The sequence below is a fragment of the Streptomyces sp. NPDC088725 genome, assembly GCF_044751305.1.
Lineage (GTDB): Bacteria > Actinomycetota > Actinomycetes > Streptomycetales > Streptomycetaceae > Streptomyces.
The window spans coordinates 301,258-315,349 of sequence record NZ_JBIVLO010000006.1 but is presented as its reverse complement, the minus strand read 5'-3'; the positions used below and the strand labels follow the sequence as shown (position 1 = coordinate 315,349).

The 14,092-nt window shown below is 71.3% G+C and carries 10 protein-coding genes and 1 pseudogene; 5 read left to right on the top strand and 6 right to left on the bottom strand.

The genetic code is table 11. The features are described from left to right. Positions 1–271 precede the first annotated feature (271 nt). Positions 272–1,336: a cytochrome c biogenesis protein CcdA gene (locus ACIP6N_RS17720; RefSeq protein ID WP_401816625.1), complete on the top strand. Its 1,065-nt coding sequence runs from the start codon at positions 272–274 to the stop codon at positions 1,334–1,336. 108 nt (positions 1,337–1,444) lie between these two features. Then, a pseudogene (locus ACIP6N_RS17715) lies at positions 1,445–2,053 on the top strand (cytochrome c biogenesis protein DipZ); the annotation flags it as partial. Between the two features lie 97 nt (positions 2,054–2,150). Here the strand turns inward: ACIP6N_RS17715 and ACIP6N_RS17710 are convergent. Beyond that, complete coding sequence (locus ACIP6N_RS17710; protein WP_401816623.1) at positions 2,151–2,879, bottom strand: hypothetical protein; 729 nt, start codon at positions 2,877–2,879, stop codon at positions 2,151–2,153. After that, positions 2,876–3,478 carry an RNA polymerase sigma factor gene (locus tag ACIP6N_RS17705; protein ID WP_401816622.1) on the bottom strand — a complete coding sequence of 201 codons (603 nt, stop codon included), beginning with the start codon at positions 3,476–3,478 and terminating at the stop codon, positions 2,876–2,878. Before ACIP6N_RS17705 ends, ACIP6N_RS17710 begins: the two co-directional genes overlap by 4 nt. 401 nt (positions 3,479–3,879) lie before the next feature. On the opposite strand from ACIP6N_RS17705, the gene ACIP6N_RS17700 reads away from it, so the two are divergent. Further along, complete coding sequence (locus ACIP6N_RS17700; protein WP_401816620.1) at positions 3,880–4,725, top strand: SAM-dependent methyltransferase; 846 nt, start codon at positions 3,880–3,882, stop codon at positions 4,723–4,725. 53 nt (positions 4,726–4,778) lie between these two features. On the opposite strand, the gene ACIP6N_RS17695 is transcribed toward ACIP6N_RS17700, so the two are convergent. After that, complete coding sequence (locus tag ACIP6N_RS17695; RefSeq protein ID WP_401816618.1) at positions 4,779–5,123, bottom strand: ArsR/SmtB family transcription factor; 345 nt, start codon at positions 5,121–5,123, stop codon at positions 4,779–4,781. 244 nt (positions 5,124–5,367) lie between these two features. Here ACIP6N_RS17695 and ACIP6N_RS17690 point away from each other — a divergent pair, with 244 nt between their 5' ends. After that, positions 5,368–6,363, top strand: a complete 996-nt coding sequence (locus tag ACIP6N_RS17690; RefSeq protein WP_401816617.1) for a zinc-dependent alcohol dehydrogenase family protein — start codon at positions 5,368–5,370, stop codon at positions 6,361–6,363. Between the two features lie 230 nt (positions 6,364–6,593). Continuing rightward, positions 6,594–8,180, top strand: a complete 1,587-nt coding sequence (locus ACIP6N_RS17685; RefSeq protein ID WP_401816615.1) for an MFS transporter — start codon at positions 6,594–6,596, stop codon at positions 8,178–8,180. Here ACIP6N_RS17685 and ACIP6N_RS17680 read toward each other — a convergent pair. The 3 genes from ACIP6N_RS17680 to cobT all read right to left on the bottom strand — a co-directional run bounded on the left by ACIP6N_RS17680 (position 8,153) and on the right by cobT (position 13,872). After that, complete coding sequence (locus ACIP6N_RS17680; RefSeq protein WP_401816613.1) at positions 8,153–8,980, bottom strand: TrmH family RNA methyltransferase; 828 nt, start codon at positions 8,978–8,980, stop codon at positions 8,153–8,155. The two genes, ACIP6N_RS17685 and ACIP6N_RS17680, sit on opposite strands and share 28 nt — an antisense overlap. 50 nt (positions 8,981–9,030) lie before the next feature. Then, positions 9,031–10,251, bottom strand: a complete 1,221-nt coding sequence (cobA, locus tag ACIP6N_RS17675; RefSeq protein WP_401816611.1) for a uroporphyrinogen-III C-methyltransferase — start codon at positions 10,249–10,251, stop codon at positions 9,031–9,033. A gap of 570 nt (positions 10,252–10,821) precedes the next feature. Beyond that, a complete protein-coding gene (gene cobT, locus ACIP6N_RS17670) occupies positions 10,822–13,872 on the bottom strand; it encodes a nicotinate-nucleotide--dimethylbenzimidazole phosphoribosyltransferase (RefSeq protein WP_401816610.1) in 3,051 nt (1,016 codons plus the stop codon). Positions 13,873–14,092 lie beyond the last annotated feature (220 nt).

The window sequence follows — 14,092 nt, the reverse complement described above, 5'->3', positions numbered from 1 at the left end:
CCCAGCGCCCGTATCCGTACCCTGCGGACATCGGGCCCATACCACCGTTTCCGCCGGGTTGGCGGAAGTACGAGGCTCCGTCACGGCGGGGAAGCCGGACGCGCAGGGCACAACGGCCGCCCCTGGAAAGGCATTTGCCAGGCTTTTTTGGCATCGGCCTTGCCAATGAGAGGCCTGAGGCGCGAGCCGGGTCCAATCCGCGAGGCGGGTCTCTCCGAATAGCCCGCGTGGAGGCCGGGAACCCGGACCTCCGAAGCGGAGGGCCTCACCCATGGTGACCTTGATTTTGATCGGACTGCTGGGAGGGCTGATCACGGCGGTTTCGCCGTGCATCCTGCCGGTCCTGCCCGTCGTGTTCCTGGCCGGCGGGCCGGGGACGGACGCGGCTGACGAGACCGTCTCGCGGCGTGCGGACACCTCGGCGGGAACACGCGAGGCCGCGTCGGCCGGAGAGCACGGCGACGTCCTGGTGGCGCCCGCTCCGGTGCGGCCGCGCACCGTTCGCAATCGCCGCCCCTACGCGGTGGTGGCGGGCCTGGTGGTCAGCTTCAGTTTCTTCACTCTGCTGGGAGTGACGCTGATCTCCGCGCTCGGGCTGCCCGAGGACATCATGCGGTACGTCGGCCTGACGCTTCTCGTCCTGATCGGTCTCGGGCTCGTCTTCCCCCGCGTCGAGAGCCTGCTGGAGAAGCCGTTCGCGCGGATTCCGCAGCGTCAGGTCAACAAGGAGGGCAGCGCGCTCGTCCTCGGACTGGGGCTCGGCCTGCTGTACGTACCCTGCGCAGGTCCGGTACTGGCCGCGATCACGGTGGCCGGAGCGCGCGGTGAGACCAACGCCGGCATCGTCGCGCTGACGGTTTCCTTCGCCGTCGGCACGGCGATCCCGCTGCTCGCCTTCGCGCTCGCCGGCCGCCGGGTGGCACAGCGGGTCGCGGCTTTCCGTACCCGGGCGCGCAAGCTGCGGATCACCGCCGGTGTGCTGATGATCGCTCTCGCCTGCGCGCTGGCCTTCAATGTCACCGACGCCATCCAGCGGGCTCTGCCCGACTACACGGCCGCGGCGCAGCGCACGATCGAGGACAGCGACACGGCCCGCCAGCAGCTCTCCGGTCTCTACGACAACTCCAACAAGGAGCTGTCCCGCTGCGAGGACGGTGTCGACGAGTTGCGTTCCTGCGGCAAGGCCCCCGCCATCGACGGCATCTCCGCGTGGCTGAACACGCCGGGCGGACAGCCCGTCGACCTCGCGTCTCTGCGCGGGAAGGTCGTGCTGATCGACTTCTGGACCTACTCCTGCATCAACTGCCAGCGCAGCCTGCCGCACATCGAGGCCTGAGACCGTGCCTACAAGGACGCCGGGCTGCGCGTCATCGGCGTCCACTCACCGGAGTTCGGCTTCGAGAAGGACGCGGGCAACGTAGCGGACCAGGCCAGGAAGCTCGGCGTGGCCTACCCCGTGGCCCTCGACAACAAGCTGTCCACCTGGAACAACTACCGCAACCGGTTCTGGCCCGCCAAATACCTGATCGACACCGACGGCACCGTCCGGTACTTCAAGTTCGGCGAGGGCACGTACGACCGGACCGAAGACCTCATCCGTGACCTGCTGAAGCAGGCCGACCCGGCCGTCAAGCTCCCCGCGAAGACCACGGGCACCGCGGACGCCCTCACCAAGGACCGGACGCCGGAGACCTACCTGAGCACCCTGCGCATCCGCGGATACGCCGGCGACCCGATCGTGGACGACAAGGCCACGGTCTACCACTTCCCCGACAGCATCCCGGCCAACGGGGTGGCGCTGGACGGCACATGGACGGCCGGGTACGAGCACTTCACCGCCGGTGCCGGCGCCGGGCTCGCGCTGAACTACCGTGCCAGGAACGTCAACGCGGTCCTCGCGGGCGACGGACCCGTACAGGTCCTCGTCAACGGCAAGGTGACCAGGACCATCCAGGTGAAGGGCACACCCACTCTCTACCCGCTGGTCGACCACGACCGGCCCGAGGACGCCCGCCTCGAAATCCGTCCGGCGGCCGGCATCCAGGCGTACTCCTTCACCTTCGGACAGGGCCGGCGCACCTCAGGCCCTGCCGGGCACAACCGCGTTCTCCCGGCGGGGCGTTGGCCCTGTCCGATGCGTGGCGCGGGCGTCATCCGCGGTCACGGTGCACGCCGTCCGGAGCCAGTGGGTCCCACTCAAGGGCCGCGTCGGCCAGATGCTGTACGAGGCCGGCCGACACCTGCGGCATCTCGCCGTGCTCCTCGTCGGCGCTCTCGACCGGGAGTTGGTGGATGACGGCGGCGACGCGGGAGGGAAGCATCACGTCAAGTCCGTTGTGGCAGCGGGAGATTATGTCGGCGCGTATCGCGGCGGGCAGCAGTTCGACCGGGGAGTCCAGGACGCGCTCCACCCGGCGGGGACCCGCGGCCAGGGCCTCCGCCTGAAGGCGCCAGACGTCGGCATCGGCGCCTTCGCCGAGACTCCGGTGCAGCAGGCTCAGACAGGACGCGGAGGTGTAGTTACCGCCGCCGGCCGCGAACTGCCACCAGAACTGGGCGGCGTCGCGGTATCCGACGACGTACAGAAGAGCGCCGAGAACGACCGCGCCCTCGGGATGAATACGCCGGTCGTTGACCAGCCGGCCGAGGGAAACGGCCGCCGTCGGCGTCGCCAGGACGAGAGCGGCGGCCAGTCCCAACTCGTGCTCGGCCTGGCGCTGGTCCGAGGGCAACGGCGAGGGCGCGGCCATCAGTTGCCGCCATGCCATGCCCGCGGGGGCGGAAAGCTGTTCCGAGGGCGGTTCGGCGAGCCTTACGTGGTCCGCCGCGACGGGCGACCGTTCGTCCTCCCGCAGGAGAGATTCCCGTCCGCTGCTCACTGTTCGCCCTCCTGCCGGCTGCCCAGCCTCCGGGCAAGCGCTTCACCGGCCTGTTCTGCCGCGGAACGCGCGCCGGCTTCCGTGATTCCGAGGTACTCGGCGATCACCCGATACGTCAGGCCGAGGTGATACCGGAGGATGATCACATCACGTCTCCGCTCGGAGAGTGCGCAGATCTGCTCGTGGAATCGCCTCCGGCCGTCTTCGCCGCCCCCCGCTACTGCCCCCGGCGGCCCGGCCCCCGCACGCCCAGTCTCCACCGGGCAGACGGAGTCCCGCACCTCGTCCACCCACTCCGGCACGGCCTCCTGGCGCCGGCCCGGCCCGGTGTTGAGCGCCGCGGCGACGCGCATCTCTTTCCGGACGTGCTCCTTGATCAGCATCCAGGCCTCGAAAGCCGGGACAGGCTCCCGGAGGGCCGTCGGCCAGTTCCGCCAGAGGTGTTCCTTCATCTCCTCGACCACTCTGGCGGCGGCGGTCAGGTCCCACAGCCAGGTCCGGGCGAAGCCGGCCCATGCCCGCTCGTGCGTCTCGCAGAACGCGTCGAACGTCAGGCGGGGCCGATGGTCGCGCCGTACCGCCCAGTCGCTCTCTTTCACGCGCTATTCCTCCCCGGCGACCGCCCGATCGGGGCATCGCCCGGCGCTGTGCCTCCCCGCCTCCGGCCGGTAGTCCGGGACGGCTGGGACGGCTGACGAACAGGGAACTGCCGTCCCCCGCAGGAACATTGGAGCGCATCCACCGCCCGGATGGTGAGCCCATCGAGGTACGACAGTTCAACCGTTCACATGGGCAATTGAGATCGCCACATCAGGTCGGACATCGCCTCTCCGCGATCACCGAACGATCGGGTTCTGTCGCACCACGCCCGCTGGAGCACGGTCCGTCCGATGGTCGGCGCACCCTTGCCTGCTCCGGTGCGGGTGTGGGACAAGTAAAGAGGCCCCTGCACCAGGGTTCGCCGGTCTTTGCCGACTCCTGGTGCGCGAGGGGACGGTCCATGACTTTGGGGGAGCAAATGGACGACGACCGGGCACAGACGGCGGCAACCGAACCGGACACCGCGGTGAATCTCGACATCCACCTGGCGCACTCCGCCCGGATGTACGACTACTACCTCGGCGGCACGACCAATTTCCCGGCCGACCGGGAGGCGGCGGGCCGAGCGCTGGCCGTGTTCCCCGTCGCTCGGGCCGCCGCCCGCTCCAACCGCGCGTTCATGCACCGCACGACGCGGGCGCTCGCGGAGTCCGGCATACGCCAGTTCCTCGACGTCGGCACCGGAATTCCCACCTCACCGAACCTGCATGAGATCGCTCAGCGAGCAGCACCCGAGGCGGATGTGGTCTATGCCGACAACGACCCGATCGTCCTCATCCACGCCCAGGCACTGCTGCGCAGCACCTCCCAGGGCCGTACGGCGTACGTGCAGGCCGACGTGCAGGAACCCAAGGCGGTGCTCGACGCCGCCCGAGAACTGCTCGACTTCACACAGCCGATCGCGCTCAGCATGAACGCGCTGCTCCACTTCGTGCCGGGCACCGCCCACGAGATCGTCGAGTCGTTCAAGGACCGGCTGCCGAGCGGCAGCACCCTCACGATCAGCCACCTCACGCCGGATTTCGCGGCAGAGGAAACCGCCCGGCTCGTCGAGGTGTACACCGCGTCCGGCACCCAGGTGGAAGCCCGCACGAAGGAGCAGTTCACGCGGTTCTTCACCGGCTGGGACCTGCTCGACCCAGGCGTCGTCGCGACGCCGCGATGGCGTCCGTCTCCGTCGTCTGATTCCGAGCCCGTGACCGACGCCGAAGCGTCTTGTTACGGAGCGGTCGCCATCCGGCCCTGACCGCCCAGCGCCGCTCAGGGGCGGCCGGCGGGCCCGTCGGCAGGCGGGTTCCGTCAGGCGGGCGCGCCGGCGGTCGCGACATGGGCGTCGGCGATGCAGGCGTCGAGGAGGCCGGGGAAACGGCCGTCGAGGTCGTCGCGGCGCAGTGTGTTCATGCGCGACGTGCCGACGTAGTGCTGGCGGATGATTCCGGCCTCGCGCAGGACGTTGAAGTGGTGCGTCGCGGTCGAACGGGCCACCGGCAGGTCGAAGTTTCCGCAGCTGATGTCCGCCGGGGCGTCATGGAGCTGCGTCACGATGCTGCGGCGCACGGGGTCCACCAGCGCCTCCAGAACCGCCTGGAGGGCGATCTCCTGAACGCTCGGATGCTCGGGCACCCGGCTGCTTTGACGAGTCACCGGCTCTCCTCCTCGTCCGTAGCACGCTCGGTGATGAGCCTGCTGAGCGGTGTGCACATGGGGGCCAGAGTACGTCGACACTCTTCGAATGTCGACATGGTTCGAAGTTCCACAGTTCACACAGTTCGACACCCATCAAAGTTTGACAGTGGTCGTCATAAGAGTTCTAGTGAAGAGGCGGGGCGGAGCGGGCGCGAAACCGGCATTCCGCACACACGCCTCCATGACGACCAGGAGATACACCATGAACCGCACTGTCCGTTTCCACAAGACCGGTGGGCCCGAAGTCCTGCGCCTGGAGGACGTACCCGATCCCGTCCCCGGACAGGGCGAGGTCCTCATCAGGACCAGGGCCCTGGGGCTGAACCGGGCGGAGTCCATGTTCCGCGGCGGCGATTACGGCGTCGATCCTGTCTTCCCCTCGGGCATCGGCTACGAGGCCTCCGGTGAGATCGAGGCCCTCGGTGCGGGCGTCACCGGCCTCGCCGCCGGCGACAAGGTCAGCATCGTGCCGGCCTTCGCGATGACGGACTACGTGGTGCACGGCGAACTGGTCGTCGCCCCCGCGCACGCGGTCGTCATCCATCCCGAGTCCCTGTCCTGGGAAGAGGCCGCGTCGGTGTGGATGATGTTCATCACCGCCTACGGAGGTCTCGTCGACCTGGCCGGTCTGCGCGCCGGAGAGACCGTACTGATCCCCGCCGCCTCCAGCAGTGTCGGGATCGCCGCCATCCAGATCGCCCGCATGGTCGGCGCCAGGCCGGTGGCCCTGACCCGTACGAGCGCGAAGCGCCAACCGCTCCTGGACGCGGGCGCGGACGCGGTCATCGCGACCACCGAGGAAGACGTCGTCGCCCGGGTCAGGGACCTGACGGACGGCGCCGGAGTCCGGGTGATCTTCGACCCTGTCGGCGGTCCGGCCCTCGCGGACCTCGTCGCCGCCGCCGCTCCCGGCGCCACCATCGTCCTCTACGGACGGCTCGACTCCGAGCCCGCGCCTCTCGACGTCGGCGCCGTCCTCTTCAAGCGCCTGACCATCCGGGGCTACGAACTCTTCGAGATCACCCTGGACGAAGCACGCCGCCGCAAGGCCGTGGACTTCGTCCGCACGGGCCTGGCCGAGGGACATCTGACGGCCGTCATCGACGCCACCTTCCCCCTCGACGCCGTCGTCGACGCCCACCGCCACCTCGAAGCGGGCGGACAGGTCGGCAAGGTCGTCGTCACCGTCCCCCGGTGACAGTCCCCCGTTCGCACTCCCCCGGCGGCACTCTCCGCCGGTGACACAGGGACCGGACCTCCGGCCTCGGTGAGCACACGGGGCTCCGGCCGGCCGGAAGCCGGCCGGAGCCCCCGCACGGCCAACTCGTCCCCACCTCCCGGGCCCCGGTCAGGTGAACCGGAGGACGCCGAAGAACCACGGTGAAAGCCCCTCCGTACACAAGCGCAACGAAAGTCAGGTCCCTGGCCATGAGCAACACAACCACCGCAGAGGAAGTCCCGGCCCTCTCACGGAAACCCGCCTGGGCCACGCTGCTCCTCGTCAGCGTGGCCGTCTTCCTCCTCCCCATCGCCATGACGGGCGCGGGAGTGGCACTCCCCGAGATCGCGAAGGACTTCCACCCCAGCTCGCAGGCGCTCCAGTGGGTGGTCAGCGGTTACAACGTGACCTTCGCCGCGCTGATGCTGGCCTTCGGCACCATCGCCGACCGGGTGGGCCGCCGCCGCATCTTCCAGATCGGCATCGCGCTGTTCGCCGTCAGCGCCCTCGTCGGGATGCTGGCCAACTCGGTCATCCTCCTCGACATCACCCGGATCACCGGAGGCATCGGTGCCGCCGCGACGCTGACCGCCGGTTCCACGCTCGTCGCGTCCCGCTTCGAGGGAACCCAGCGGGTGCGCGCCTTCGGCATCTTCGGCACCGCCCTCGGCGCCGGACTGGCCTTCGGGCCGCTCGTCTCCGCCCTGATGATGGAATTCATGGGCTGGCGCGGCATTCTGCTCCTCCCGGCGGCTCTCGGCATGCTGGTCGCCGTCTTCACGCCCGCGCTGAGGGAATCGCGCAACCCGGACGCCAAGCGCGTCGACTGGACGGGAACCGTCACCTTCACCCTCGGACTCGTCCTCCTGATCTTCGCGCTGGTCGAAGCGCCGACGTACAGCTGGACGTCCGGCCTCGTGCTCGGCTCGCTCGCCGCGACCGTCCTGCTGTTCGCCGCCTTCGCGGTCGCCGAGAAGAAGCAGCGGCACCCGATGTTCGACCTGTCCCTGCTGCGCAACACCGGCTTCATGGGCGTCAACGCCGCCGCGGTCGCGATGGCCTTCACCCTGCTGCCCCTGCTCGTCCTGCTGCCGACCTACTTCAGCGCCGTCAAGGGATACAGCGCTCTGGGCGCCGGATCCGTTCTGATCATCGTCACCATCCCGACCCTGATCATCCCGATGCTGGCCCCCGTCATCGCCAAGTGGCTGTCGGTGCGCGTGCAGCTCACCGCCGCGATGCTGATAGCCGCCGGCGGCATGATCTGGCTGAGCACCATCCAGCCGGACACCGGCATCGCCGCACTGGTCGGTCCGCTGCTGCTCACCGGTACCGGCTACGGCATGACGCTCGCCATCGTCGACGGGGCCGCCATCTCCAGCGTGGACCTCAAACGCGCCGGTATGGCCTCCGGGATGTTCAACGCCATGCGTCTCACCGGTGACACGGCGGCCGCGGCCGTCGGCGGATCGCTCCTCCTGACGATCACGTCCTCGCACCTCGCCGGCAAGGTCGCCGACCCCGGAAAAGTGACGGCAGACCTGAACAGCGGTGTGCACACCACCTCCGCCGTCGCGGCCGACGCCTTCACCAGCGCCCTGCACGTGGTGATCTGGGTGAGCGTCATACTCGCGCTGATCACCGCGCCGCTGCTGTGGCGCGCGCTCCGTCCGAAGAAGACGCCGAGCACGGTGGTGGCCGCGGGCGGTCCTTCCGGCACCGGACCCGCCATTGCCGCCGACGCCGGCCCGGCCGGCGAGGATCTGGTTCAGGCGGACCGCGGGCGGGTCGTGTAGAAGACCACGGCCGAAGCCGCCGCCACATTGAGTGAGTCGACGCCGGCGTCCATCGGGATACGAACGTGCTCATCGGCGGCGGCGAGCACCCCGGTGGTCAGGCCGGCGCCCTCCGTGCCGAAGACCAGGGCCAGTTTCTCGTCCTGCCGCGCGGCGAGCTGGTCCAGGGTGATCGCCCGGTCGCTCAGGCAGAGCGCGGCGACCGTGAAGCCGGCGGAACGCAGGATCCCGATGTCGGCGGGCCAGGACTCCAGACGGGTCCACGGCACCTGGAACACGGCTCCCATCGAGACCTTCACGGACCGCCGGTAGAAGGGATCCGCGCACCGGGGCGTCAGCAGGACGACGTCGACGCCGAGAGCGGCGGCGTTCCTGAACGCGGCCCCCAGGTTGGCGTGATCCACGATGTCCTCGAACACGGCCACGCGCCGGACCGTGGACTGCCCGGCCTCCCCCAGCAGTTGGCCCGGCGCCGGCAGCGGCTTGCGCTGCATGGAGGCGAGAGCCCCGCGGTGTACGTGGTACCCCGTGACGCGTTCCGCCAGCGCCGGGTCGACCGCGTACACCGGGGCGTCGGCCTCGTCGATGACGTCCCGCATGACGTCGACCCACTTGGCCGAGAGGAGCATCGACCTCATCGCGTACCCGGCCAGCCCCGCACGGCGGATGACCTTCTCGCCCTCGGCGATGAACAGCCCCTCGGCGGGCTCGCGCCTGCGCCGCAGTTCGACGTCGGTCAGGTCGGTGTAGTCGCTCAGACGGGGGTCGTCCGGGTCGTCGACGGTGATGAGTTCAGCCATGGGGTGATCGTGCCTTCTCCGGGGCGGCGGGGGTTTTCGGGGGCCTGCGGTCAGCCGAGGGCCACGACATCGCCGATGACGATGACGGCCGGCGGCCGCACCCCGGCGGTCCGCGCGGTCTCCCCCACCGTCGCGAGCGTGGCGTCCACCCGCCGCTGGGCCGCCGTCGTGCCTTCCTGCACCAGGGCCACGGGCGTCCCGGGGTCCTTGCCGTGCGCGATGAGCGCCTGCGAGATCGGGCCGATCTTGTCGACCGCCATCAGCAGGACGAGCGTCCCGCGCAGCCGGGCGAGCGCCGCCCAGTCGACCAGCGAACGTTCGTCGTCGGGGGCGACATGGCCGCTGACCACCGTGAACTCGTGCGCCACACCACGGTGGGTGACGGGGATTCCCGCCGCGCCCGGCACACTGATCGAGCTGGAGATACCGGGGACCACCGTGCAGGCGATCCCGGCCGCGGCGAGCGCCTGGGCCTCCTCCATCCCGCGCCCGAAGACGAACGGGTCACCGCCCTTGAGGCGGACCACTGCCTTGCCCGCTTTCGCGTGCTCGATCAGCGCCTCGTTGATCGCCTCCTGAGCCATGGCACGGCCGTACGGGATCTTCGCGGCGTCTATCACCTCGACGTGCGGCGGCAGCTCGTCCAGCAGATCGCGCGGGCCGAGGCGGTCCGCGATGACGACGTCCGCCTCCGCGAGGAGTCTGCGGCCGCGCACGGTGATCAGATCCGGATCGCCGGGACCACCACCGACGAGCGCGACAGGGGGTGTGCCGGTGCGGACGCGGTGACGCGGAGCCGCGAGGGTGCCCTCGCGCAGGCCCTCCACGATGGCGTCCCGTACGGCGGCGGAGCGGCGGGGGTCACGGCCGGTGAGCACCGCGACGGTGACGCCCTCGCTGCGGCCGGTGGCAGGCGTCCACGCGGTGGCGGCCTCGGCATCGTCGCTGCGCACGCACCAGACCCGGCCGCGCTCCGCTTCGGCGGAGGCCGCGGCGTTGGCGGCGGGGTCGCTGGTCGCGACGAGCGCGTACCACGCACCGGCCAGGTCGCCCTCGGCGTACCGCCTGCGCTCCCAGCGGACTTCGCCGGTGCCCGCCATGGCCTCCACGGACGGGGTGGCCGACGGCGAGACGAGAACGATGTCCGCGCCGGCCGCGATGAGCGCCGGGAGCCTGCGCTGCGCGACCTGTCCGCCGCCGATGACGACGACGCGCCGCCCGGAGAGGCGCAGTCCGACGGGGTAGGCGGGGTGCTCGGCGTGCTCGGCCATGTCGGTAGGGGCTCCTCGGGCGACGGGCGGGGTAGGCGGTGGGCCGCGACTACGGTGAAGCGGCTGGTGGGGCGGGGTACGCCCTCAGACGACCACCTTACGGGCGGTTCTGGTCGGGGTGGTCTCGGTACGGGGTTGCCGTCCGGCGGGGGTTCGTTGTCCGGCGTGGGCCGGGTGTTGCGCGCTGCGGTCGCGCTGTCCTGTGCGCGCCGCCCTGGGCCGGGGCGTCTTGGGTGCGGTCGGTGCCGGGTTCCGCGGAGGGGAAGTGTCCGCCACTGCATGATTTACGGCGTGTACAGGCGCGGTGGACACCGGGCCGGTGGTTTCCACGCCGCAAAGTCACGCTTTACGTTCTGGACACCACCCCTCCACGGCCCCCTTCCACCCGCGAGCCGTCATTCCCGCGGGTTGTTCCTCCGACACGCCCGCCACCTCGCACCCGCTTGTTCAGGGCCGCTACGTGGCCCGGGTCCGCGCTGCGGTGACCGGCGATGCGTGATGTACGGCCTGTACGGGCGCGGTGGACACCAGGCCAGTGGTGTCCAGCCGCAAAGCCGTCATTTGCGCGGGTTATTTCTCCGTCACGCCCGCGGAGTCGAACGTCGCCACCTCGTGCATCGCGCGCGCCGCGCTCTGTACCAGCGGCAGCGCCAGCAGCGCGCCCGTGCCCTCGCCCAGGCGCAGGTCCAGGTCGACCAGCGGGCGCAGGCCCAGCTTGTTCAGGGCCGCTACGTGGCCCGGCTCCGCGCTGCGGTGGCCGGCGATGCAGGCGGCCAGGGCCTCCGGCGCGATCGCCCGTGCGACCAGTGCGGCCGCTCCCGCGCTCACGCCGTCCAGGATCACCGGCGTACGCATGGACGCGCCGCCCAGCAGGAAACCGACCAGTGCCGCGTGTTCCAGGCCGCCGACCGCCGCGAGGACGCCGATCGGGTCGGCCGGGTCCGGCTGGTGGAGGTCCAGACCGCGCCGGACCACGTCGACCTTGCGCGCGTGGGTCTCGTCGTTGATGCCGGTGCCGCGCCCGGTGACCTCCGCGGGGTCCACGTCGGTGTACACGGAGATCAGCGCCGCGGACACCGTGGTGTTGGCGATTCCCATCTCGCCTGTGATCAGCGCCTTGTTGCCCGCGGCCACCAGGTCGCGCGCGGTCTCGATACCGACCTCGATCGCCGCGAGTACGTCGTCCCTGGACAGCGCGGGGCCCGTGGTGAAGTCGGCCGTTCCGGCGCGGACCTTGCGCGGCAGCAGTCCTGTGGTCGTCGGCAATTCGCTCGCCACACCGACGTCCACGACACAGACCTCGGCCCCGACCTGCGCGGCGAACGCGTTGCACACCGCGCCGCCCGCCAGGAAGTTGCCGACCATCTGCGCCGTGACCTCCTGCGGCCAGGGAGTGACCCCCTGGGCGTGCACGCCGTGGTCGCCCGCGAAGATCGCGACCGCGGCCGGTTCCGGGACCGGCGGGGGGCAGATCCGGGAGAGGCCGCTCAGCTGGGCGGCGATGATCTCCAGCATGCCGAGCGCGCCGGCCGGCTTCGTCATGCGCTTCTGGCGGTCCCACGCCTCGCCCAGGGCCTTGGCGTCCAGCGGCCTGATGGCCGAGACGGTCTCCTGGAGCAGGTCGTGCGGTTCCTCGCCGGGCAGGGCACGGCGGCCGTACGTCTCCTCGTGGACGACCCAGGACAGCGGACGGCGCTTGGACCAGCCCGCCTGCATCAGCTCGGGCTCCTCCGGGAACGCGTCCACGTATCCGACACAGAGGTAGGCCACGACCTCCAGGTGCTCGGGCAGGCCCAGCGCGCGCACCATCTCGCGCTCGTCGAAGAAGCTGACCCAGCCGACTCCCAGGCCCTCCGCACGCGCCGCGAGCCACAGGTTCTCGACGGCCAGCGCCGAGGAGTACGGCGCCATCTGCGGCTGGGTGTGCCGGCCTAGGGTGTGGCGGCCGCCGCGGGTCGGGTCGGCGGTGACCACGATGTTCACCGGGGTGTCGAGGATGGCCTCGATCTTCAGTTCCTTGAACTGCTTGGCCCGGCCCTTGGGCAGCGACTTGGCGTACGCGTCCCGCTGGCGCTGGGCCAGTTCGTGCATCGAACGCCGGGTCTCCGCGGAGCGGATGACGACGAAGTCCCAGGGCTGGGAGTGGCCGACGCTCGGCGCGGTGTGCGCGGCTTCGAGGACGCGCAGCAGCACTTCGTGCGGGACGGGGTCGGAGCGGAAACCGTTGCGGATGTCGCGCCGCTCGCGCATCACGCGGAGTACGACGTCACGCTCGGCGTCGTCGTAACCGGACGCGGCGGCGGGAGACTGGGGCGCCTCTGCGGGTGCGGATGCCGGCGCGGGCTCGGCGGGTGTCTCCGCCGCCGGCTCGGGTTCGGCGGCGGGCTCGGGTTCAGGGGTGGGGGCGGGCTCGGTTTCGGGCTCGGGGGGCAGTTCGGCCTCCGGGACCGGGGCCGGTTCCGGCTGTGCCTCGGCCTCGGGAGCCTGGATCGGTTCGGGCTCGGGCTCGGGGACCTGGGCTGCCTCGGGCTCGGGTACCGGTGCGGGTTCCGGGGCCGGTTCGGGCTCCGGGGCCGTCGCGACCGGCTCGGGCTCCGCCGCCGGGGCGGGCTCCGCAGCGGCCTCGGGCTCTGCCTCCGGGGCGGGCGCGGGCTCTTCCGCCGCTTCCGCGACCTGGGCCGGGGCGGGCTCCACGACCGGCTCGGGCTCGACGGGCTCGGGCTCGGCCTCAGCGACCGGCTCGGACTCCACGACCGGTTCGGGGGCCGGTTCGGGCTCGGGCTCGGGGGCCGGCTCCTCGGCGGCCACCGGCTCCTGCGCCGGTTCCTCTGCCAACTCCGGTACCGGAACGACCGTTTCCGCCGGTGCCTCCGCCTGCGCCGGGATCTCGCTCAGCTGCGGGCCCGGCAGTGCGTCCGGCTCCTCGCGCGGGATGTCCAGGTGCCCGGGCCCCGCGGCGTGCGGCCCGACCGCCTGCGCCTGCACCGGGGCGGGCACGGGCACGGGCTGTACGGTCCGGCCGGCGGGCCCGCGGTCGGCGAGCGAACGCACCACACCGCCCGTGGCGTCGGGCACCTGCGGGCCCAGGTGGAGCGGCCGGCGCGCGGGGGCCGGCGTCGGGGCGGGTACGGGGGTGGGGGCGGGGATCGACGCGGGCGGCGGGACACGTACGGCGCTCAGGTCCACCGGGCCGGAGTGCCGGCCGCTTGATTCCTGCGCGCCCTGCCCGGCCGGATACTCCGGCACGGCTTCCGCCTGGAACCCCTGCTCGGCCCACTGCTGCTCGGCGGCGAACTGCTGCTCCGCGAACTGCTGATCGCCCTCCGGCATCGGCGCCGGCTGTTCTATGGGCGGCTCCTGGGCGTGCGCCTCTTCGACGGCCGCCGGACCCGCGTGCGCCCCCGGAGTCCCGTACCCGCCCGGAGCCTCCGACGGCACCGGCTGGGGGTCTCCCCACGCGCCCTGGGCACTCGGCATCAGCAACAGGTCCTCGTCCTCGGTGGTCGCGCCCGCTGAGGGGGCCTGGTACGGGTACGCGCCCGGAGCGGGGATGCCCGGCTGCTCCACCGTGCCCGCGTTCTCCGGCAGTACCTCGCCCGGGACCTGGCCGGTGTCAGTCATGCGTACCCCTCGCCCATTGGTTGTGCTCCTTCGGCCCTTCACCGGGGCGCCCGTTCCGCGGCGCCGCCGGCGCCCGTCAGGAACAACGAGCGTGGGCGCCGTGCGGCACGAATGGCCGACGGTCGGCACGTCGTGCGTCCTCCCGGATCCGCCGTATCACATCAGGGTCCAAAACGGTCCCCTTTTCCGGACATTGACGAACGAAGCGACGAACGACCGG

Bases quoted from the DNA above. Each gene is read 5' to 3' on its own strand.
- ACIP6N_RS17720 (WP_401816625.1), top strand. From the start codon at position 272: ATGGTGACCTTGATTTTGATCGGACTGCTGGGAGGGCTGATCACGGCG.
- ACIP6N_RS17700 (WP_401816620.1), top strand. From the start codon at position 3,880: ATGACTTTGGGGGAGCAAATGGACGACGACCGGGCACAGACGGCGGCA.
- ACIP6N_RS17690 (WP_401816617.1), top strand. From the start codon at position 5,368: ATGAACCGCACTGTCCGTTTCCACAAGACCGGTGGGCCCGAAGTCCTG.
- ACIP6N_RS17685 (WP_401816615.1), top strand. From the start codon at position 6,594: ATGAGCAACACAACCACCGCAGAGGAAGTCCCGGCCCTCTCACGGAAA.
- ACIP6N_RS17680 (WP_401816613.1), bottom strand. From the start codon at position 8,980: ATGGCTGAACTCATCACCGTCGACGACCCGGACGACCCCCGTCTGAGC.
- cobA (WP_401816611.1), bottom strand. From the start codon at position 10,251: ATGGCCGAGCACGCCGAGCACCCCGCCTACCCCGTCGGACTGCGCCTC.
- cobT (WP_401816610.1), bottom strand. From the start codon at position 13,872: ATGACTGACACCGGCCAGGTCCCGGGCGAGGTACTGCCGGAGAACGCG.